General features: G+C 60.0%; 16 protein-coding genes. 7 read left to right on the forward strand and 9 right to left on the reverse strand.

The window, feature by feature from the left end; all coding sequences use genetic code 11:
- Window positions 1-222: 222 nt before the first annotated feature.
- Window positions 223-3,120 (reverse strand): hybrid sensor histidine kinase/response regulator, encoded by a 2,898-nt coding sequence (locus tag Q390_RS17040; protein WP_156949773.1) that lies wholly within the window; start codon window positions 3,118-3,120, stop codon window positions 223-225.
- A 602-nt stretch (window positions 3,121-3,722) separates the two neighbouring features.
- Here Q390_RS17040 and Q390_RS0100010 point away from each other — a divergent pair.
- Entirely contained in the window at window positions 3,723-3,968 is a 246-nt protein-coding gene (locus Q390_RS0100010; protein ID WP_027994218.1) for a hypothetical protein, read from the forward strand.
- Window positions 3,969-4,112: 144 nt separating this feature from the next.
- Complete coding sequence (locus tag Q390_RS0100015) at window positions 4,113-4,388, forward strand: helix-turn-helix transcriptional regulator (protein ID WP_037471934.1); 276 nt, start codon at window positions 4,113-4,115, stop codon at window positions 4,386-4,388.
- 447 nt (window positions 4,389-4,835) lie between these two features.
- Here the strand turns inward: Q390_RS0100015 and Q390_RS0100025 are convergent, their stop codons facing one another.
- The 3 genes from Q390_RS0100025 to Q390_RS0100035 all read right to left on the reverse strand — a co-directional run bounded on the left by Q390_RS0100025 (window position 4,836) and on the right by Q390_RS0100035 (window position 8,754).
- Window positions 4,836-5,969, reverse strand: coding sequence for a hypothetical protein (locus Q390_RS0100025; RefSeq protein ID WP_156949774.1), 1,134 nt, complete (start codon window positions 5,967-5,969; stop codon window positions 4,836-4,838).
- 398 nt (window positions 5,970-6,367) lie between these two features.
- Window positions 6,368-7,225 (reverse strand): excinuclease Cho, encoded by an 858-nt coding sequence (gene cho / locus Q390_RS0100030; protein WP_027994221.1) that lies wholly within the window; start codon window positions 7,223-7,225, stop codon window positions 6,368-6,370.
- A gap of 80 nt (window positions 7,226-7,305) precedes the next feature.
- Window positions 7,306-8,754: a short-chain fatty acyl-CoA regulator family protein gene (locus Q390_RS0100035; RefSeq protein WP_027994222.1), complete on the reverse strand. Its 1,449-nt coding sequence runs from the start codon at window positions 8,752-8,754 to the stop codon at window positions 7,306-7,308.
- A 168-nt stretch (window positions 8,755-8,922) separates the two neighbouring features.
- Between Q390_RS0100035 and prpC the strand changes: the two genes are divergently transcribed.
- From prpC to prpF, 3 genes are all read left to right on the forward strand, one after another.
- Window positions 8,923-10,083, forward strand: a complete 1,161-nt coding sequence (gene prpC, locus Q390_RS0100040; RefSeq protein ID WP_027994223.1) for a bifunctional 2-methylcitrate synthase/citrate synthase — start codon at window positions 8,923-8,925, stop codon at window positions 10,081-10,083.
- Window positions 10,084-10,117: 34 nt separating this feature from the next.
- On the forward strand, window positions 10,118-12,721 hold the full coding sequence (acnD, locus tag Q390_RS0100045) for a Fe/S-dependent 2-methylisocitrate dehydratase AcnD (RefSeq protein ID WP_027994224.1): 2,604 nt from the start codon (window positions 10,118-10,120) through the stop codon (window positions 12,719-12,721).
- Window positions 12,722-12,801: 80 nt separating this feature from the next.
- Window positions 12,802-14,007 (forward strand): 2-methylaconitate cis-trans isomerase PrpF, encoded by a 1,206-nt coding sequence (prpF, locus tag Q390_RS0100050; RefSeq protein WP_037471894.1) that lies wholly within the window; start codon window positions 12,802-12,804, stop codon window positions 14,005-14,007.
- Between the two features lie 80 nt (window positions 14,008-14,087).
- Here prpF and Q390_RS17045 read toward each other — a convergent pair whose 3' ends face one another.
- The 3 genes from Q390_RS17045 to Q390_RS0100065 all read right to left on the reverse strand — a co-directional run bounded on the left by Q390_RS17045 (window position 14,088) and on the right by Q390_RS0100065 (window position 16,368).
- A complete protein-coding gene (locus tag Q390_RS17045; protein WP_245606822.1) occupies window positions 14,088-14,630 on the reverse strand; it encodes a hypothetical protein in 543 nt (180 codons plus the stop codon).
- A 308-nt stretch (window positions 14,631-14,938) separates the two neighbouring features.
- The gene (locus Q390_RS0100060; protein ID WP_027994226.1) at window positions 14,939-15,574 is read right to left on the reverse strand and encodes a hypothetical protein; all 636 of its coding nucleotides are present in this window, start codon (window positions 15,572-15,574) and stop codon (window positions 14,939-14,941) included.
- Window positions 15,571-16,368, reverse strand: coding sequence for a TIGR04255 family protein (locus tag Q390_RS0100065; RefSeq protein ID WP_027994227.1), 798 nt, complete (start codon window positions 16,366-16,368; stop codon window positions 15,571-15,573). Before Q390_RS0100065 ends, Q390_RS0100060 begins: the two co-directional genes overlap by 4 nt.
- Window positions 16,369-16,496: 128 nt before the next feature.
- Between Q390_RS0100065 and Q390_RS0100070 the strand changes: the two genes are divergently transcribed.
- On the forward strand, window positions 16,497-17,645 hold the full coding sequence (locus Q390_RS0100070; RefSeq protein ID WP_027994228.1) for an acyltransferase family protein: 1,149 nt from the start codon (window positions 16,497-16,499) through the stop codon (window positions 17,643-17,645).
- A 241-nt stretch (window positions 17,646-17,886) separates the two neighbouring features.
- Here the strand turns inward: Q390_RS0100070 and Q390_RS0100075 are convergent, their stop codons facing one another.
- Window positions 17,887-18,927 carry a patatin-like phospholipase family protein gene (locus Q390_RS0100075; protein WP_027994229.1) on the reverse strand — a complete coding sequence of 347 codons (1,041 nt, stop codon included), beginning with the start codon at window positions 18,925-18,927 and terminating at the stop codon, window positions 17,887-17,889.
- Window positions 18,928-19,072: 145 nt separating this feature from the next.
- Window positions 19,073-19,771, reverse strand: a complete 699-nt coding sequence (locus Q390_RS17050) for a TetR/AcrR family transcriptional regulator (RefSeq protein ID WP_051602946.1) — start codon at window positions 19,769-19,771, stop codon at window positions 19,073-19,075.
- Between the two features lie 154 nt (window positions 19,772-19,925).
- On the opposite strand from Q390_RS17050, the gene Q390_RS0100085 reads away from it, so the two are divergent.
- Entirely contained in the window at window positions 19,926-20,765 is an 840-nt protein-coding gene (locus Q390_RS0100085) for a TauD/TfdA dioxygenase family protein (RefSeq protein ID WP_027994230.1), read from the forward strand.
- Window positions 20,766-20,782: the final 17 nt, after the last annotated feature.

Raw genomic sequence — 20,782 nt, forward strand, 5'->3', positions numbered from 1 at the left:
TTCCTCCAAAACCCAAAACTTTTCTCTCCCCGCCGCTTTCGCAGCCGCCACTTGCCGGCTTTTGAAACCAACCTCCTGGCTCTACACACAATGACTTTTAAAGCAACGTGATGATGTGCTGGCGCCTGAGATACAACGGGTCTGGCATGCGAATATGCAGATCTATGGGCCCGACAGATTGCTAGATGTCTCTTTATGAAGAAAAGCGCGGCCCATACCAATTCACTTTTCTCGGCTCAGCATCGGCGCACGACTCTGGTATGCCAGTACATGGCGAATTTTGCGAGCCAGCGCATCCTGAGTATAGGGCTTACCCAGCAGGTCCAGGCCGGGGTCCAGCCGACCGCTGTGCACGATGGCGTCCTGCGCATAGCCCGAAGTGAAAAGCACGGCCATATGTGGTTGACGCTCGCGCGCGATGCGTGCCAGCTCGGGGCTGCGCAGGCGGCCGGGCATCACCACGTCGGTAAACAGCAGGTCGATGTGCACACCGGTGTCGATGACAGCCAGCGCACTGGCAGCATCGCGCGCGTGCAGCACTTGGTAGCCCAATTGCTGCAGCAATTCAACCACGGTGGCGCGCACGCCGTCGTCGTCCTCGGCCACCAAAACGGTTTCGCTGCCACCCGAACCTTCCTGCTGCGGCGCGGGCAGCGCCGGGGCCTCATCGTCCAGGCTGCGCGGCAGGTACAGCTTGACAGTGGTGCCCTGGCCCGGCTCGCTGAACACTTTGACATGCCCGCCGGACTGCTGCATGAAGCCATAGACCATCGACAACCCCAAGCCCGTGCCATGGCCCTCGGGCTTGGTCGAAAAGAAGGGTTCGAAAGCCCGCAGCAGCACATCAGGCGCCATGCCGCTCCCAGTATCGGTCACCGACAGCAGCACGTACTCGCCAGCCACTAGGTCAGTCTGCTGGCGCGCATAGGCCTCGTCCAGCAGCGCATTGCGCGCTTCGATCGTCAGGCTGCCGCTGCCCCCCATCGCGTCGCGCGCGTTAATGGCCAGGTTGAGCAGCGCGTTTTCGACTTGCGTGGGGTCCACCAGCGAATTCCACAGCCCGTCAGCCACCACGGTTTCCACCGCAATGCCCTCACCCAACGTACGGTGCAGCAGCTCCTCCAGCCCAGTGACAAAGCGCCCCAGGTTGACGGTTTTGGGCTCGAGCGGCTGACGGCGCGAAAACGCCAGCAGCTGGCTGGCCAGCTTGGCGGCGCGGCGCACGCCGTCGAGCGCGCTCTTGACATAGCCCTGGGCGCGCTCCTGTCCTGCCACAGCACGCCCGAGCAGTTGCAGATTGCCGGAAATGACCTGCAGCAGGTTGTTGAAGTCGTGCGCCAGACCGCCGGTCAGCTGGCCGATGCTCTCCATCTTCTGCGCCTGGTGCAGCGCCGCCTCGGTGCGCTTGTGCGCCAGTGCAGCTTCGCGATCGGCAGTGATGTCGCGCCCTACGGCGTGTATCAGGCCGCCTTCAGGCACGGCCGTCCACAGCAGCAGACAATAACTACCGTTCTTGCGCCGGTAGCGGTTTTCATAACGGTAGGTGGTGATGCCTTTAGCCAATTTGCCTATCTCAACGCGCGTGGCCTGCAGATCGTCGGGATGGATAAAGTCGAGGAAGGTGCGCCCCAGAAGCTCGGTTTGCGTCCAGCCCAGCAACGTGGTCCACGCCGGGTTGAGAGACAGCAGGTTGCCTTTCATGTCCGCCACCAGCATGACATCGGTCGAGAGGCGCCACATGCGGTCGCGCTCCGCCGTGCGCACCGCCACCTGGTGCTCCAGATCCTCGTTGAGGTGCGCCAACGCGCGCGCTGTGCGTTTTTGCTCGTCAATGTCGGTGTTGGTCGCGACCCAGCGCGTAATGCGACCCTGGTCGTCACGGATGGGCTGCGCGCGTGACAAGTGCCAAAAATAGCTGCCGTCGGCGCGGCGCAGCCGAAATTCGACCTCATAGGGCTGGCCACTGAGCAATGCATGCGCCCACTGGCGCTGCGCGCGGTCGGCGTCTTCTTCATGCACCATGGCCTGCCACGGTCTTCTCTCCAGCTCTTCCAGGGTCAGGCCGCTATAGCTGATGAGTCGGTCGTTGAACCAGTCGAGCTGGCCATCGGGCCGCGCTGCCCAGACGTGGTTCGGCATCGCTTGGGCAAATTCGCGCAGTTGCTGCTCGTTGGCGCGCACTGCGGCTTCGGCCTGGACGCGCGCGGTCACGTCCGAACCTTCGACAAAGATGCCCATCACCTGGTCGGACTCGTCGCGCAGCGGCTGGAATACTAGATCCACATAGCGCTGCTCGGGCGATGCGCCCGGCGTACGCTGCAGCAGCGCGGACATGGAATTGCCAAAAAATACTTCGCCTGTGCGGTACACCGTATCGAGCAGCTCGAAAAACCCCTGCCCTTCAATGTCTGGAATGGCCTCGCGCACGGGTTTGCCCAACACGTCGCGATGGCCTACCAGCTGCATATAAGCCGGATTGGCCATATCGAACACATGCTCCGGCCCCGTCAGCATGGCCATGAAACTAGGCGTCTGGGCAAACATGCGGTGCAGGCGCTCACGCTCGCGACCGATGCGCTGCTCGGCATGCACCTTGGCCGTGGTATTGACCACGATGGCCAGTACCGCCACCGGCGTGCCAGCGGCATCCAGCAAGGGCGAATAGTCCAGGTCAATCCATACTTGCTCGGGTTCGCCGGTACGGTTCAGCACGAATTCCTGATCCTTGTACGACAGCGTTTCGCCCGCCAGGCACTGCTCCAGCACGTAGCCATTGAAGGTGGCAACCTCGGGCCAGGTTTCGCACACTGGCCGGCCCAGGCTCAAGGGGTGGCGTTTTTCGGCAAACACCGCATAGCTGTCGTTGTAGAGCATCACGCCCTCGCTGCCCCAGAGCATCACCATCGGCACCTGCGAGCTCAGCATGAGTGCCACCGACGCCGTCATGCTGTCTGACCAACTGTCCAGCGGCCCCAACGAAGTACTGTTCCAGTCAAAGGCGGCAATCAGGGTGCCCATAGCGCCGCGCGCTTGCAGAAAAGGGGGCAGCACGATGGCAGGAGAACCCAGTTGGATGACAGTGGCGTCGTCAATGGTGGCGGGCGGCAAAAGTTTATGCATTCGACGTTTGTGTTTGTTTTGCTTAGCCAGCACCCCTCCGTGCAGGGTAGGCCTAGCACAATGGGTGAAAGGCAAGTTGAGCCTACTAGGGCATCGGATAAGCCGAGACGCCCTTCAAACCGTTGCGAGCTTATCCAGTTTCCAGGGTACCGGGGTGCCAAGGCAGGATGGCAATCTTCTGACTGCTGGTTAAAGGGCTCATAGCTCGCCGGCTGCACGGTCACGGACTAGGAAATCCTTCGCGTGCTAAAGTCGTGACGGATAAAAATCTTACTGTTGGTACCCATGTTGATGGGCACAAGAGTGTCGAAATTGAGGGACCAAGCGTCCGCGGCCAACAGCCCGTGGTTAGCTAAACAATCCCTCCCTGTCCTTGGTGCTTCACGTAGGTCTGCAATGGATCGACAGTGACTGCAGGCAAACTGCAGCACCTTGCCAAGACGGGACGTTTGCACAAACGCCCAACAGCAGACATGCGCAGCATAAAATGCATCTTCCTTCGGCGTTGCGACCAGTCCCTTTGCATCGCTGGAATTCGCCCACATTGAATAGATCCATGCTTGCTGGATGCCAAACGGCAGCCAGCCCGCCACCACCCATAGATGCCTGCCACCGAAATTACAGTGACCCCTGCCGGCAAATTGGCAGGCAAAGAAATGCTGATTCCTACCGGACAAGAGGGTGCGTACTTTGCGCACATCCAAGACTGGCTCACAGCCCAACTTCAGGCCAAGAAGGCGGTGCGAGACGTGAGCACCCAGGTGCTGGTCAAAGGAATCAAGCAGTGGGCTGCTTACGAGGAAAAGTCGGGCTCCAAAAAAGTTCGCACCATTTTCAAAATAACCTAGCTTTCGTCGCTACAGCCGGGTCCAAGGAAGCGCTTCCTCGGTGGCAATGGGGGGAAAATGGAACTCGATGGCAGGTTCTCAAAGCAAATGCCGTGCGATCGAAGGCGCGCGCTCCACACACTGCAGTCCAGAGACATTCCAAGAATGACCCAAGGCAAACGAATATCTTCGAACATTGGTAGCGATGCAGTGCAGGCAATCAAAGATATGGGGACAGCGGCAAAGCGCGCCCGCCTGCACGCAGGCGATGGGCAAGCTGCTGCGGCGACCCGTCTCGGCGTCCACGTGCAGACCATTGCCCGCATCGAATCCGGCGAGCCGGGCGTTGCGGTTGGACATGTGCTGGGTCTGCTTGCGCTTTACGGGATCACAACGGCATTGCAGTCGCCGGAGAATTCAAGCAACGCCGTTAACCTTTAAATGACTGAGTCACCCGACCAGTAGATGCAGCAACGATCGGTCCTTCAAGACGGGCGATCGGGGAACGTCCAGTTGCGGCTGGTCTATGCCACTGTCGGCGAAACAGACCAACACCATTCCTCCTCACTCTTGCTCTTGCTCTTGCAAAGCATGGTGCTGCTCCTGCACCATGCGCACTGCGCGCTCGCGGACTTCGGGTGAGAACTTGTTTGACTTCTTCATGGCTTCATCTTCTCAAGAGTTGAAGCCTCCTCAAAACCCGGGGCGATTCACCGCCAAGAGCGAATTGGCCACAAGGCGCTTAGGTATGACGAGCAAATTGTCAGTTCGCTCGAGCCTCCCATCTAGATCGCTTCAGTAATCCTCTCTTGGCATCTCGTCAGGCCAACCTCCACCGTGGAGGCCGGCCGTCCCCGCCGCAGCACGGGACAGTTTGGTGGCTCATGCTCAAGGGGTCTTGGAAACCACCCTTCGCCGCGTGGCCAGCAGCGTCAGAAACGCTGGCGCCAACAGCAGCCACATGGGCGGTTCAGGGACCACCAAGATAGCGAATTTCCACGGGCTCGCCATGGTGGTGTCGAAATTGAGATGAAAAGGTTTGCCATCGTAGACATTCAGCGCTGCCGCTTCCCACTCATTTTTGTCGTAAGCCAAACCGCACGGCCAACTCAACTTGAAGCCCCATACTTTACGGCTGCACCACTCGATGCCGTCTGGATGCGTCTCGTAAAAGCGCAGCGACAGATCAAAGTCGGTGGAGAACAGTGCGTTCAACTCCAGATCGGCGATCCAGAACTCCCAAACGCCCAGGGTGGAGAGCAGCGGAGTCAGTGCGGCCGAAGAAGTGCTGCCCAGCAAAAATGGCAGGCTGTTCACAGTACCGCTGTTCTTGAGTCCGTATTTGAGCGTGCCGGTAATCGACTCCAGCAGCAGCGATTCATCTTGTGCGACACCGAAATTGACCCCCGTACTGAAAATTCCGATATCCACCCCCGTGCCTGCGAGTGCATCAAAATCCTTGGCTGCATAGCTTTGCCCGAGCACCGGCGTGAAGGTGGTATTGGGATCAAGCTTGAAGCCATAGTCGATCAGCGGCAACGTAGCCCCTAGCAGTGAGACCGATGACTTGGCCCAGGCTCCCAGCTCAGAAGACAGCGCGCCACCATTCGTCAGCCCGCTAAAGCTCAGACTCAAAGGCGTCAAGCCTGTATTGCGTTTCAAAGTATCAAAGCTTGCCTTCAGCCCACCGGACACCGAGGCATCCACCGTGCCGCTGCTAGCACCGATGTCCCAGGAAAAATTGACAGCTGAGGGCCCGAATTCCCCAGCACTACCAAACTTGTAGCCCGTGCCACCGCCCCAGAAGCTCTCGTTGTCCACCTTGAAGCTGATGTTCTGGATGACGCTGACGGGCACAGCCTGCGCCCCGCCTGATGCCGTCACCATGGCCCAACCCAGGCAGACCATTCCAAAGAGCCTATAGGCTTTTGCACATGGCCGCACCAAGCCATCGTGATTCATCGGATGCTTGCGTCGGTAGTTGATACCGCACCGCCCCACCAGTGATTTCAATTTTTGCATGGCACTCTCCTATCAGGAGGCATGGATTGAAGGGTGCGGAGCACCATTGACAACCCAAAAAACAACCTGCAATAAACATGCCGACGTCGATAACCCAACGATATCAATGGTCTATGGCCATGGCCTCAGACCCCAGCACAAAATCAACGGGAGAGATGTCAATTTATTCGACATAGACCCTTGTAAACAGCTGTTTTGCTGTTGGTGCGAATACGATTCAGAACATCAAAATTCATTGGCTATGGAGCTCCAAACACCTACTCCAAGGCGCCCTCCTTCAACGCTTTTGCACACGCAGCGCACGCTGCCAAGCGTGCCGCTCGCCACACCGCCTGGCACCACCGGGGAGAGTTCTGTTGACTCATGCCTAGCGTTTTTTTCCAACGCTAGCCCTCCCGTCAAGGCAACGGAATGACTTCGCAGCCGCCACTCAGCAGCGGACGGCACAAAATTTTGTAGCCGTCCGCATCAAACCCGGGTGCCACCTGGTGCAGCCTGCCGACCTGGGCCACATCCGACACGCTGCCCAAATAGTGCCAGTGGTGGATCAGGTGAATTTGCTGCTCCTGCCCATAGCGCTCCACCAGCCCGACTGCGCCGGCATACGGCCAGCAGGCGATGCGCAGCACCTCCAGTGCGGCGCACAGGCGCTGCTGGTGCGCCTGTGGGGTTTCATCACCCCGGCAAACACCGGCGCACTGGTGCAACTGCGCCCGAAAGCAGCCACGTCCTTGGGCCAATTTTTCCAGGCCCAGTGCGCCGTAGCACAGGCGCTGGTCGTCAGCTAACTGGCGCAGCGCCTCCAGGGCACTGTGGCGGCTGGCGTACAGGCCGTACAGGTCGGTTTCGGTGGCGAAGTTGATGTCTTTGGAATACACCACCTCGACCGCCGCCCCCTGCACGCGCAGGGAACACAGCTGGCGCTGGCGGCGCAGCTTCTGGTTGAACAGCGGGTGCTGCTGCTTGATCAGTTGCGCCTCCAGCAGCAAAGCGCCAATCTCGCCGGTAGTGCGGATGTGGCTGATGCGCTGCGTCTGGCGCAGCATCCGGGCTTCATCGGGCGTGCGCAAATGCGACAGCACCCGGCTGCGCAGGCGGATGCTTTTGCCGATGTACAGCGGCAAATCGCCCTCCGCGCCATGAAAGATATAGACCCCCGGCGCGTCCGGCATACCGGCCACCGCCTCGCGCAGGTGGCTGGGGTATTCGTAGAGCTGGGCGGCATCCATCGCCGGCCGGGAACGGGGCAAATTCATGGTCAAAAGTGCTTCTAACGCTTATTTAACGTGCGGTACTAGCTATTTTATTAATAGCAAAAACTCTGGATGGATGCCCATTACGCCCCCGCCTGCCCCGGATACGGCACAAAGCGGCTTTCGTTTTCGCGCACGTCCAGCGGGCGGCCGACGAACGGAAAGGCCCGCTGCGGGCAGGTAGTGCGCTCGCAGATTTTGCAGCCCATGCCAATCGGCGTGGCGATATCCGGGTCGTCCAGATTCATGGCGCGGGCATACACCAAGCGGCTGGCGTGGCGAATGTCGCAGCCCAGCGCCACCGAGAAGGTTTTGCTCGGCGCGCCATAACCGCCTTGGCCGTTGGAGACAGTGCGGGCAATCCATAAATAACTGCGGCCATCGGGCATTCGGGCGATTTGCGGCAGGATTTTGCCGGGCTGCGAAAACGCTTCGTACACGTTCCACAGCGGGCAGGTGCCACCGGCTTTAGAAAAGTGAAAGTGCGTCGCTGACTGGCGTTTGGAGATATTGCCAGCGCGGTCGATGCGGATAAAAAAGAACGGCAAGCCCGGCGCGCCGGGGCGCTGCAAGGAACTGAGGCGGTGGCACACCGTCTCAAAACCCACACCAAAGCGGCGCGACAGCAAATCAATGTCGTAGTGCAAGGCCTCTGCCGCCGCCAGAAAAGCGCCGTAGGGCAATAGCACCGCGCCAGCAAAATAATTGGCCAGCCCAATGCGCGCCAGCGTGCGCGCCTGCGGGTCTTGGCCCAAGGGCATGGCGTCAATCAGCGCGTCCAGCAGGGCTGAATGCTCTAGCAGCGCCAACTGCGTTGCCAGCTGAAACACCAGCGGCCCCGGTGCCAGCGTGGCCGAAAAGCGCAGCACCCGGGTGCTGGGGTCGTAATGGCGGTGGCTGCTGCCCGGGCCATCGTGCGCCGCATCCGGCACCGGAATGGCACGCACGCCGTGCTGCTGCGCCAGCCGCTCCATCAGCCATTGCGCCAACGCCACGCCTTGTGACTGCGCCTGCGCCGCCAGCGCTTCGGCGGCGACATCGACCTCGTTGAAATAGTTTTGGTGGGCAAAAAAGAAGTCACGCACCATCTCAAACGCCATCGGTCGCAGCGCTGGCAGAAAACCGGTGTCAGCGCGGTCGTCGCCCAATTGCAGTGCCAGCGCTTCCAGTTGCTGCGTCGCTTCGACATTGCGCCGGTGCAGCGCCAGCAGTGCGCGCCCGACCGCCGGCATTTGCGCGGCGATTTCGCGCAGCTCGGGCAGGGCAACCGGCTCGCCGCCGGGGTTATCGACCAGCGCTTCTTGCATCGCCAGCACCAAGCGCGTCTCCTCGTCCTCCGAGAACTGTTGCACGTCCACGCCCAAAGCGCGGCTGACTTTCAGCAGCACCGCCACCGTCAGCGGGCGCTGGTTTTGCTCCAGCTGGTTCAGGTAACTGGGCGACAAACCCAGCAGTTGCGCCATCGCCATTTGCGTCATGCCGCGCTCCATGCGCAGGGTGCGCAGGCGCACGCCCATGAAGGTTTTTTTCATCGACATAGCAGTGCCTTGTTATTCGCAGAAATTTGCAAAATTCGCAAATTTACCGGTTTTGGTTCGCAATCATTCACTTTTTTAGCCCTTCCGCAGGGGATTAATTGTGCGTAAATTGCGAATCTCTGACAACGCCCGTCCTAAATTTAAAGTGAACTTGGAGACACCATGACCGCCATTGCAACCGCCCCGACCCCTTTCAAAGCCAAAAAATCCGTCGCCCTGTCCGGCGTGACGGCTGGCAACACCGCGCTGTGCAGCGTCGGCAAAACCGGCAACGACTTGCACTACCGGGGCTACGACATCCTCGACATGGCCGGCACTTGCGAGTTTGAAGAAGTCGCGCACCTGCTGGTCCACGGCAAGCTGCCCACGCCGGCTGAACTGCGCGCCTACAAAGCCAAACTGAAAGCCCTGCGCGGTCTGCCGGCCAGCGTGAAAGAAGCGCTAGAACACCTGCCCGCCAACAGCCACCCGATGGACGTGATGCGTACCGGCGTATCCGCCCTAGGCTGCGTACTGCCAGAAAAGGAAGACCACAACACCCCCGGCGCGCGCGATATTGCCGACCGGCTGATGGCCTCGCTCGGCTCGATGCTGCTGTACTGGTACCACTGGAGCACGCAGGGCAAGCGCATCAATGTCGAGACCGATGACGACTCAATTGGCGCGCACTTCTTGCACCTGCTGCACGGCAAAGCGCCGTCCAAAGAGTGGGAGCGCGCCATGCACACCTCGCTCAATCTGTACGCCGAACACGAATTCAACGCCAGCACCTTTGCCTGCCGCGTGATTGCCGGCACCGGCTCGGACATGTACTCCTGCATTACCGGCGGCATTGGCGCGCTGCGCGGCCCCAAGCACGGCGGCGCCAACGAAGTGGCGTTTGAAATCCAAAAGCGCTACGACTCGCCCGACGAAGCCGAGGCCGACATCCGCCGCCGAGTCGAAGCCAAAGAAGTAGTGATTGGCTTTGGTCACCCGGTCTACACCGTCAGCGACCCGCGCAACGTGGTCATCAAAGGCGTGGCGCATTCGCTGTCGAAAGAGGCCGAATCCACCAAGATGTACGACATTGCCGAGCGGCTAGAAAACGTCATGTGGGATGCCAAGCAGATGTTCCCCAACCTCGACTGGTTCAGCGCTGTCAGCTACCACCTGATGGGTGTGCCGACTGCCATGTTCACCCCCCTGTTTGTCATGGCGCGCACCAGCGGCTGGGCGGCGCACATCATCGAACAGCGCATCGACAACAAAATCATCCGCCCCAGCGCTAATTACACCGGGCCGGATGACAAGCGGTTTGTGCCCCTGAGCGAGCGCCAATAAACAAAAAATAGCCACAGCCAGCATTCACACCATGATGAACACCCCAGCCCCATCCCACTACCGCAAAAACCTGCCCGGCACCGCGCTGGATTACTTTGATGCCCGCGCAGCCGTCGATGCGATTGCGCCCGGCGCCTACGACCAGCTGTCCTACACCGCCCGCGTCCATGCAGAAAACCTGGTGCGCCGCTGCGACCCGGCGACGCTCACCGCCTCGCTGCAACAACTGATTGAGCGCCGGCGCGATGTGGACTTTCCGTGGTTTCCGGCGCGGGTGGTGTGCCACGACATCTTGGGACAAACGGCGCTGGTCGATTTGGCTGGCCTGCGCGACGCGATTGCCGACGCGGGCGGCGACCCAGCGCAGGTCAATCCGGTAGTGCCAACGCAACTCATCGTTGACCACTCGCTGGCGGTGGAATTTGCCGGCTTTGACCCAGACGCTTTCGAGAAGAACCGCGCGGTGGAAGACCGCCGCAATGAAGACCGTTTTCACTTCATCGAATGGTGCAAAACGGCGTTTAAAAACGTCGAAGTGATACCGCCGGGGAACGGCATCATGCACCAAATCAACCTCGAAAGAATGTCGCCGGTGGTGCATTCACGCGGCGGCGTGGCCTTCCCCGATACGCTGGTTGGCACCGACAGCCACACGCCGCACGTTGACGCTTTGGGCGTGATTGCCATCGGCGTCGGCGGCTTGGAGGCCGAGAGCGTGATGCTGGGGCGCGCCTCGTGGATGCGCCTGCCCGACATCATTGGCGTCGAGCTGACCGGCCAGCCGCAACCGGGCATTACCGCCACCGACGTGGTGCTGGCGCTGACCGAGTTTTTGCGCCAACAAAAAGTCGTCGGTGCGTATTTGGAGTTTTACGGCAAAGGCGCGAGTGCCCTGACGCTGGGCGACCGCGCCACCATCTCCAACATGACGCCCGAGTTTGGCGCGACGGCGGCGATGTTCTACATCGACCAGCAGACCATCGACTACCTCAAGCTGACCGGGCGCGAAGCCGCGCAAGTGGCGCTGGTCGAAACCTACGCCAAGCACACCGGCCTGTGGGCCGACGCACTGACCACCGCCGAATACGAACGCGTGCTGCGCTTTGATTTGTCCAGCGTGGTGCGCAACATGGCTGGCCCATCGAACCCGCACAAACGCTTGCCGACCAGCGACCTGACGGCGCGCGGCATTGCCGGTGCGTGGCAAGAAACGCCGGGTCAAATGCCCGACGGCGCAGTCATCATTGCTGCGATTACCAGCTGCACCAACACCAGCAACCCGCGCAACGTCATCGCCGCCGCCCTGCTGGCGCGCAACGCCAACGCCCGTGGCTTGACGCGCAAACCGTGGGTCAAAACCTCGCTGGCACCCGGCTCCAAAGCGGTCGAGCTGTATCTGCAAGACGCTGATTTGCTGAAAGAGCTAGAGCAACTGGGCTTTGGCATCGTCGGCTTTGCCTGCACCACCTGCAACGGCATGAGCGGCGCGCTCGACCCGCTGATTCAGCAAGAAATCATGGAGCGGGGCCTTAACACCGCCGCCGTGCTATCGGGCAACCGCAACTTTGACGGACGCATCCACCCGTATGCCAAACAAGCGTTTTTGGCCTCGCCGCCGCTGGTGGTGGCCTACGCCATTGCCGGTACGGTGCGCTTTGATATTGAAAAGGATGTGCTCGGCCTTGATGCCAACGGCCAGCCGGTGACGCTGAAAGACATTTGGCCGACCGATGCGGAAATCGACGCGGTGGTGGCCCAAAGCGTCAAGCCCGAGCACTTCCGCCAAGTCTATGAGCCGATGTTCAAACTGGGTGTGGTGACGGACGACAGCATTGACCCGCTGTACGACTGGCGGCCCCAGTCCACCTACATCCGCCGCCCGCCCTACTGGGAAGGCGCGCTGGCAGGGGAACGCACTCTGCGCGGCCTGCGCCCGCTGGCGGTGCTGCCCGACAACATCACCACCGACCACTTGTCGCCGTCCAACGCCATCTTGGCGGACAGCGCTGCCGGCGAATACTTGGCAAAAATGGGCCTGCCCGAGGAAGACTTCAACTCCTACGCCACCCACCGGGGCGACCACCTCACGGCCCAGCGCGCCACCTTTGCCAACCCGCAACTGGTCAATGAAATGGCCGTGGTCGATGGCGCGGTGCAAAAAGGCTCGCTGACGCGCATCGAACCCGACGGCGAAGTGGTGAGGATGTGGGAAGCCATCGAAACGTATATGGAGCGCAAACAGCCGCTCATCATCATTGCCGGCGCGGATTACGGCCAAGGCAGCTCGCGCGACTGGGCAGCCAAGGGCGTGCGCCTCGCCGGGGTCGAAGCCATCGCGGCGGAAGGCTTTGAGCGCATCCACCGCACCAACTTGGTCGGCATGGGCGTGCTGCCGCTGGAGTTCCAACCCGGCACCGACCGCCACACGCTGCGCATCGACGGCAGCGAGGTGTTTGACGTCATAGGCGAACGCCATCCCGGCGCAACGCTGACGCTGGTCATCACCCGTAAGAACGGTGAACAGGTGGAAGTGCCCGTCACCTGCCGCTTGGACACGGCGGAAGAAGTGTCGATTTACGACGCCGGCGGCGTGCTGCAACGCTTTGCACAAGACTTTTTAGCCCAAAATTTAGACTAAATGTAAGCCAAATCGGCCTCTAGCCCTTTAGATACGTGCGCTAGCAGCTATCAAATTTGATAAAAAATTGATAAGAAACCATGACCCGCTTTGCCCCCCAAATCAAAATCCCCGCGACTTATATGCGCGGCGGCACCAGCAAAGGCCTGTTCTTCAACTTGCAAGACCTGCCCGCCGCCGCGCAACCACCCGGCGCGGTGCGCGATGCGCTGTTGCTGCGCGCCTTGGGCAGCCCCGACCCGTATGGCAAGCAAATTGACGGACTGGGCAACGCCTCGTCGAGCACCAGCAAAGCCGTCATCCTGAGCGCCAGCACCCGAGCCGGCCACGATGTGGACTATTTGTTCGGCCAAGTCAGCATCGACCAACCGTTGGTCGATTGGAGCGGCAACTGCGGCAACCTGTCCGCCGCCGTCGGCCCGTGCGCCATCCAGATGGGGCTGATTGACCCGCGCCGCCTGCCCGACAACGGCTGGGCGACCATCCGCATTTGGCAAGCCAACATTGGCAAAACCATCATCGCCCGCGTGCCGATGACCGACGGCCAAGTGCAAGAAACTGGCGACTTTGAGTTGGACGGCGTGACCTTTGCAGCGGCGGAAGTGCAGCTCGAATTCGTCAATCCGGCGGCGGACGAAGATGGCGCGGGCGGAGCGATGTTCCCCACCGGCAACGTGGTCGATACGCTGCACGTCTCCGGCGAAGCAGCTATGCCGGCGACCTTCATCAACGCCGGCATCCCAACCATCTTTCTGAACGCCCAAGATTTTGGCTACACCGGCACCGAACTGCAAGACGCCATCAACAGCGACCCAGCCGCGCTGGCCCGCTTTGAAAAAATCCGCGCTCACGGTGCCGTGCAAATGGGCCTCATCAAAGACATTGCCGAGGCCGCGCACCGCCAACACACGCCAAAAATCGCCATCGTCGCGCCGCCGGCCAGCTACACCGCGTCCAGCGGCAAAGCGATTGATGCAGCCGACATCGACCTGCTGGTGCGCGCCCTGTCAATGGGCAAACTGCACCACGCCATGATGGGCACGGCGGCTGTCGCCATCGGTACGGCGGCGGCAGTGCCGGGGACGTTGGTCAACTTGGCGGCGGGCGGCGGCACACGAGAAGCCGTGCGCTTCGGCCACCCATCCGGGACGCTGCGCGTAGGCGCTGAAGCCGCGCAAGACGACCACGGCCAATGGCAAGTCACCAAAGCCCTGATGAGCCGCAGCGCGCGGGTGTTGATGGAAGGGTGGGTGCGGGTGCCGGGGGAGGTTTTGGCAGATATTTAAGGCCAAATTGGCCACTAGACCTTTAGATACGTGCGCTAGCAGCTATTATTTTTGATTCGAAAGGCACAAATAAAGCAAGCTTACACAGCCGGCGGTCCCAGTTGCTCTGGATCGGCGGCTCTCAGCGTCATATGCTCTAAACGCCACTGCGTCAGGACACGCGCTTTACTCACCGAGATATCGTCTTCAGAGATGGCAAAGCACGCGCCAAGCGCGATTGAGGCATCTGTAGCAAGCCGTGCGCGTATAGCCACATCTATTTTCCCGGCCACCTCATCGGCAGCATCGGCGGCAGCTTCGGCGTTTGCGCCCGGATTGAAAACCAGCACGATGTTGAGCTTGTACGGGTCACCCTCTGCACGCTCGATACACAGACCCTCATCTAAATCAAAGTAAACGAACGAGATGTCTTTGCCGGAGGGCTCCAACATTTTGCTAAGCCGGGTATCGGCCTTTGTCTGCTTCATGCGATTGACAAACGCATCTGGAAAAGCGGCCCGGTTGTACCGAGAACCCAACCAACTGCGCACTACCGCCAGCGTTGGGCCATCAAGGCTGAAAACTGGGTCAGGCTCGAAGCTAGCCAACTCGCTCTTGAGAAGCGCCCGTTTGCTGGTCGTCACCAACTCGATGTAAACGAGTACGCCATCGCGCTAGCCTGAATAGTGAAGCGTTCGCGGCGCTTTGCCCCAGCAAAAATTGCCACTCAACGCCTCAACGGTGCGGCCCACAATGATCTGACATCTGGCTCGGCATCAAGATTGTCATTTGCAAGATCACAGTCGTGCGTGATGACCACCGCGCAGGCGGCATCTGTGTCTGTGGGGTGGCTGAGACCGAAGTGCGCCATAGCCGATGCTGGTAAGACATGACCCTGCTTCCAGTTGGTTTCACGTGTCCACTGCTTTAGATTTTGCTCTGGCATAGCGCATCAAACCGTTTCATCAAGCGCCGCAGCACCAAAGTCGGCAGCAGTGGTTTTTTCCTTGCGCCCGGCAAGGAGGTTGTCCAACTTGGCGCGCGAATCGCTTGCCCGCTGGACGATACGAATCAGCTGCTTGGCTGTCTCCTTACCGTCTGCGCCATTGGCAAGTAACTGCAAGAACGACTTGCCCTGCACTACCGTCCGGTCAAGCATGGCAGTTGTGGGCTTTATCCCTAATTCAGCAAAAACTTGTGCGGCCTCGGCCAGCTCTGTCAGCCGCTCGTGATGCGCAGGCTTTGGTGTTTCGCCGTCCAGCCAGTTGTAGAGCGTCTGGCGCGATACCCCAAACACTTCTGGCAGACGCGACATCGTTCGACCAAACCCCGCCTTCACCTGCGCCATCAGCTTGGTGTAGGGCATCGCCTCGACAGGCTGGGTTGGCACCAAAACGACATAAGGCTGATAACCCATGTTTTGCCGAATGAACGGCTCAATGGTCAAACCTCCCGTGCCCGCCTCCAGATAAGGCAACGGGCGCTGAATGGCTTGCACACGGCTGATAAGTGCTGACTGCGGACGGTAATGGGCCGCTGCAAAGTCAGCGGACAAAGGCACAGGAATAGGAAAGATGGTGGAAATCATGACTCACCCTCTCTTTCATCCCAAGCAGCCCGCGCGTGATCCGTCACGGTGGTGTGAAAGGCGGTACTAATCACATGGTGGATGGACTGCAACTGTTGGTTCAAGGTGCTGAGGGAGAACAGTTGACGCCCTTCGATGGAGCCGTCCATATCGAGAATGGCGTGCAAGCCTTTGGCTTGGACAAAGCGCTGCTGCAAGACCATTCCTTGAGGCAAAAGGTCTGGCGGGAAAGCCAAGTAGTCATCCTGAATGACGACGCGCGTTCGCAGTCTCACTTCGTTCATCAGGTTAAAAGCTTCGGCGTAAGAGTGAACCGACTCGCCGCCGATGCAAGCGCTCAGGCCGCGCACCTGTGAGGCCAGATACCGATCCAAACTGTCGCTTGCCTTTGGAGAAAGGTGGTCAAGGTAACGCAAACCGACACGTTCAGTGAAATCCAAAGTGACAACGTCGTGAACCAGTTTCAGGCCTTCCAGGAAGGTTGAGGAGAACGTCTCGTAGGTTCCGTAGTTGGTTGACTGAAACGTCAGCGTATCCGTGCTCAGCACAAAACTATGGGTTTGCTCGACGTTTCCGAACAAAAACTGTTCGTACGATATCGGCTGCGGAATGGTCAAGCCATCTTGAACGACAAGCTGCACCGCGATGCCCTTGTGGGTAGAGAAGGCCGGAAAGCCAGCTTTGCGAAGCCCTTCTTGAATAGACGGCAGGTAGTCAGCAAGCTTTAGCAGTGTGTTGAAACGTACCTGTGCAACAGTGAAATAGACAGGCGGATTTTTTAGCGGCATTCCCATTTTTGGCTCCTCGATGAAGCCGCAGTTTACAGTACGGTTAACAATTTTATTGTTTCAAATTTTAAGTCAAATAAGCCTCTAGCCCTTTAAATACGTGCGCTAGAAGCTATCATTTTAATGATTTATTTATGCAAGCTGTTACCAAATCCCGCTTTGATCCGATTGACGCGCTGCGCGGGCTGGCGGCGCTGCTGGTGGTCTGGCTGCACGTCACCGAAACTTTTATGCAGTTGCCCGTGCGTCCGGCGGGGGCTTGGCTGTATGAGGTCGCGGCGTCCGTCGACACCGGGCGCATCGGGGTGGTGCTGTTTTTTGCCATCAGCGGTTTTGTGATTCCGTCCAGCCTGCGCCCGACGACCGCACCGGGCACAGCAGCTCAGGCGCTGCGGGTGTTTGCGGTGCGGCGGTTTTGGCGGCTGTTTCCGGCGTACTGGGTGTCGCTGGCTGGCGCGGCGGTGATGGCTTGGTGGCTGCAAGCGCCGCTGTCTTGGGCGGCGCTGGCCGCTAATGTGACGATGTTGCAAGGCTGGTGGGGCGTGCCCGATGCGCTGGGGCTGTACTGGAGTCTGCGGCTGGAACTGGTGTTTTATCTGCTGTGCGCCGCTCTGTTTTACGCCGGCCTCTTGCGCCGACCGAGCGCACTCGCCGGGGCCATCGTCGCCTGCGCGGTCGTGGTGCTGGGCGCGGTGGCCGCCAAGGCACTGGCTGCGCCCGACACCGTCTGGCCCGAGGCGTGGGTGTTTTTGCCGCTGTACAGCCTGTTCATCGCCACCATGTTTTGGGGCGCGCTGTTTCGCTGTTGGCACGACCAGCGCACCAGCGGCACGGCCCCAGCGTTTTCACGCGGGGTGCGGCTGCTGTTTTGGTTGTTTCCGCTGGGCATTGGCTTAGGGCCGCTGTGCGTGCCGTTGCTGCTGCACTGGGTACCGAGCGCGCCGGCAGCGCCCTTGTGGAAGATGACGATTGCACAGGCGCTGGGCGTGGGATTGTTTATCTGGCTTGCGCTGTACTGGCGCCAGCCAAGCCGCTTGTGGCTCTGGCTGGGCGCCATCAGCTATTCGCTCTATCTGTTTCACCCGTTGGTTTTTTACCCACTGTTCGTTGCCGTGCGCGATGGCTACTTGCCGGCACTGGCTAACGCGCCGATGGCGGTGTATTTGCTGCTGTCCGTGCTGGGCAGCGTAGCGCTGGCCGCAGCGGTGTATTACGGCGTGGAGCAGCCCACCATGCGGCTTGGGCGGCGCAGCGCAAGGCATGAGGGCTTAGCGCCAAGCTAAAAAGTGAGCTTATACCGCACGCGTTTGTTGCGTTTCAGGATGAAAACTCTCTAAAACCCAATGGATGCTAACGGTTATAGCTATTATTTTTGATTTGTATCAGCGCTAAAAAGCGCTGGGTACGGCGGTTCAGCGCCTTTTCATTAAGGCACCTTTGACTTTTTACCTAAAGAACGGAAAAGCCACTTCGCCCACAGCACTGCGTAAACTCTGGGCGGCTTTAACTTGAGGCGCTTCAATATCAAGGCGCAACGCAATCCCCATCCATCCCGGCCATGCCTGCCAGTTTGCGCAGGCGCGAGCGCTTTTCCAGGCAGTTCTGGTACTCAGCCTCAGCGGCTTTTTTCTCCGCCTGCTTCTGCGCCAGATGGGCGGCTTGTGCGCGTTCGGCCTGCAGTTGCGCCACGCGGGCGCGGATTTGCGGCATGGCAGCCATCGCGGCTTTTTCGCCTTCGATGATGGCCTGGGCGCGCTGGCTGAAGTCGGTCGAACCCATGTCCAGCACCTTGGGGCGGATGATGATGTCGGCGCGCGCCAGCTCGGCTTGGCCCAGCTTTTGGCCCATGATGGCAATCGACTGGCCCAGCGTGCCCAGCAGGCCATCCGGCGTTTTGCCACGTGCTTTGTTGGAGATGTCCACGGCAATCACCATATCCGCGCCCAGCTGGCGCGCGGCATCCACCGGCACCGGGCTGGTGATGCCGCCATCGACAAAATGGTATTTGCCAATGCTCACGGACTGGAACACGCCCGGAATGCTGCTGGACGCGCGCACCGCTTGGCCGGTGTTGCCGCGGGCAAATACGGTGCGCTCGCCGTCTTCGAGCCGCGTCGCCACCGCCACAAACGGCTTGGCCAGCTGCTCCAGCGGCTTACGCTGGACTTGCTCGTTGACGTAGTCCTCCAGCTTTTGGCCCAAGACCAGCCCGCCCGAGGACAGCTGCAAGTCGCGAATTTTGCTTTCGTCCAGGGCCACGGCTTTTTCTTGCAACTCAAACGCATCCATGCCGCTGGCATACAGCGCGCCGACGACGCTGCCGGCGCTGGTGCCGGCCACCACGGCGGGCGTAAAGCCGTTGGCCTCCAGCATCTTGATGACACCGATGTGCGCAAAGCCTTTGGCGGCGCCACCGCCCAGAGCAATGCCAATTTTGATCGGTGTCGCAGGGGTGGCGGTGGCTGCGGGAGCCGTGGCAGACGGGGCGGGTGGGGTGCTACTGCAAGCGGCCAAGGCGGCTAAACCCAAGTACAGCAGCGGACGTAAAAAGGCGCTTGGGCGCAAGGGCGAAGGTAGTGCGGTCATGGGATGTGCAGTTTAGCGGCAGCAGATACTAAGGAAATAGCAGTCAAAATCAACGCTAGCCTTTTATATACCTACGCTAGCTGCTATGAAATTTGACATAATTCCCCAAACTCATTAGCAAATTTCAAGCAGGTGCCTGCCCGAGGCTTAAATCCTGCGGGCGCAAGCAGCCGATGGCCATTGCCACCAAGCTGTCCAGCAGCGCCGGCGATTCCAGTTGCGCGGGCATATCTTCCATGACCGAGCGGATCATGCTGCGCAAGCCCTGGCCGAGTAAATAAGCCGCCAAGGCGGGGTGCGGGGTGTTGATTTCCTGCGCATACATCCGCAGCAGCGGCAGCCAAGTCGCTTCAATAAATTCACCCGCCGTGCGGTAGGGGCCGCGCCACCGACCCAAGTGCAAAGCGCTGTGATAGCGCAAATGAAAGGCTTGGTTCAATTGAAAAAGGCGCAACTCCACCCGAATGATGTTGGCCAAAATTTGACGCAGCGCGCTGGCCAACGGCACGCCGGCCAGTTTTTGGCGCATCAAGAGCAGCTGCTCGGACTCCTCGTCCAGCACGCGCTCGTACAGCATGGCCACGATGGCGTCTTTGTTGGGAAAGTATTGGTAGATAGAGCCCACGGCGGCGCCCGAGACTTCGGCGATACGGGCCACGGTCAACGCCTCGTCGCCCTCCCCGTCCAAGATGTGCAGGCAGGCCTGCGCCACGGCATCGACCAGCGCGCGCGAGCGCGATTGGTTGGGGCGCTTGCGGGGCGTGGGCAGCTGCACCGGCAAGGGCGAAGCATCAAAAGAGGGTGGAGTGCGCTTCTTGGGCATAGAAATGCGAGTGTCGATTGTCTGGGTCGCCAATTATTCTAAATTTATCAATGAAATCAATGGCTTGCACTGAAAATGCGTTGCGCGCAAAAGCGACTATCGCAAAGTAAGTGGGCTTCATAAACTTCATTTACAAATTCATCAGGAGACACTTATGCCATCGCCGCTCACTATCCGCCCCCTCGGTCCTGCCATTGGCGCCGAAGCCATTGATCTTGATCTTAGCCAAGGGCTTTCGCCAGAGACACTGGCCAGCATCGAAGCGGCGCTGGTCAAGCACGAAGCCCTGGTGCTGCACGTTCCAGACATGACGCCAGCGCAGCATCTGGCGATTGCCGAGCATTTTGGCGAGCCAGAAGTGCACACCTTCTTTCCCAACTTGGGAGCGGGCTTGGAGCAAATCACCATCATCGACTCCAAGCTGGGTGACCGCGCCGATATGTGGCACCACGACGAGAGCTTTCTGGCCAGCCCACCGATCGTCACCATGACGCAGGCCAAAATTTTGCCGCCCTGCGGTGGCGACACCTGCTGGATCAGCATGACATCGGCCTATGACGCGCTGTCTGAGCGCATGAAAGCCTACCTGGACGGCCTGCAAGCGTGGCACGACTTGAACCGCCCGATCACCGCCTCCCTGCGCCAAAACGTCGTAACGCACGAGCGCTACCTCGAAATCGTCCAGATGAACCGCCGCCACAGCCACCCGGTGGTCATCACCCACCCGGTGACGGGGCGCAAAGCGCTGTTTATCAGCCCGACCTACACCACGCACATCGACGGCGTGGCCAACGCAGAAAGCGACGCCATCTTGGCCTACCTGCACACGCACTGCCAGCAAATTCAGTTTGGCTTTCGCCATCGCTGGACACTGGGCGACATGGTGCTGTGGGACAACCGCAGCGTGCTGCACAACGCCATCCTGGACTACCAGCCGCACCAGCGCCGCATGCAACGCGCCTCGGTGTTTGCACGCGGGCCGTGGCACGCCTAAGCAGCGGCAATCTGCCC

The sequence above is a fragment of the Simplicispira psychrophila DSM 11588 genome, assembly GCF_000688255.1.
Taxonomy (GTDB): Bacteria; Pseudomonadota; Gammaproteobacteria; order Burkholderiales; family Burkholderiaceae_C; genus Simplicispira; species Simplicispira psychrophila.

What these genes read in the sequence shown, in the direction of transcription:
- Q390_RS0100070 (WP_027994228.1), top strand. Translation starts at nt 16,497, where the DNA reads ATGCAAGCTGTTACCAAATCCCGCTTTGATCCGATTGACGCGCTGCGC.
- Q390_RS0100025 (WP_156949774.1), bottom strand. Translation starts at nt 5,969, where the DNA reads ATGCAAAAATTGAAATCACTGGTGGGGCGGTGCGGTATCAACTACCGA.
- prpC (WP_027994223.1), top strand. Translation starts at nt 8,923, where the DNA reads ATGACCGCCATTGCAACCGCCCCGACCCCTTTCAAAGCCAAAAAATCC.
- acnD (WP_027994224.1), top strand. Translation starts at nt 10,118, where the DNA reads ATGAACACCCCAGCCCCATCCCACTACCGCAAAAACCTGCCCGGCACC.
- cho (WP_027994221.1), bottom strand. Translation starts at nt 7,225, where the DNA reads ATGAATTTGCCCCGTTCCCGGCCGGCGATGGATGCCGCCCAGCTCTAC.
- prpF (WP_037471894.1), top strand. Translation starts at nt 12,802, where the DNA reads ATGACCCGCTTTGCCCCCCAAATCAAAATCCCCGCGACTTATATGCGC.
- Q390_RS0100065 (WP_027994227.1), bottom strand. Translation starts at nt 16,368, where the DNA reads ATGGGAATGCCGCTAAAAAATCCGCCTGTCTATTTCACTGTTGCACAG.
- Q390_RS0100035 (WP_027994222.1), bottom strand. Translation starts at nt 8,754, where the DNA reads ATGAAAAAAACCTTCATGGGCGTGCGCCTGCGCACCCTGCGCATGGAG.
- Q390_RS0100010 (WP_027994218.1), top strand. Translation starts at nt 3,723, where the DNA reads ATGCCTGCCACCGAAATTACAGTGACCCCTGCCGGCAAATTGGCAGGC.
- Q390_RS0100015 (WP_037471934.1), top strand. Translation starts at nt 4,113, where the DNA reads ATGACCCAAGGCAAACGAATATCTTCGAACATTGGTAGCGATGCAGTG.
- Q390_RS17050 (WP_051602946.1), bottom strand. Translation starts at nt 19,771, where the DNA reads ATGCCCAAGAAGCGCACTCCACCCTCTTTTGATGCTTCGCCCTTGCCG.
- Q390_RS0100060 (WP_027994226.1), bottom strand. Translation starts at nt 15,574, where the DNA reads ATGATTTCCACCATCTTTCCTATTCCTGTGCCTTTGTCCGCTGACTTT.
- Q390_RS0100085 (WP_027994230.1), top strand. Translation starts at nt 19,926, where the DNA reads ATGCCATCGCCGCTCACTATCCGCCCCCTCGGTCCTGCCATTGGCGCC.
- Q390_RS17040 (WP_156949773.1), bottom strand. Translation starts at nt 3,120, where the DNA reads ATGCATAAACTTTTGCCGCCCGCCACCATTGACGACGCCACTGTCATC.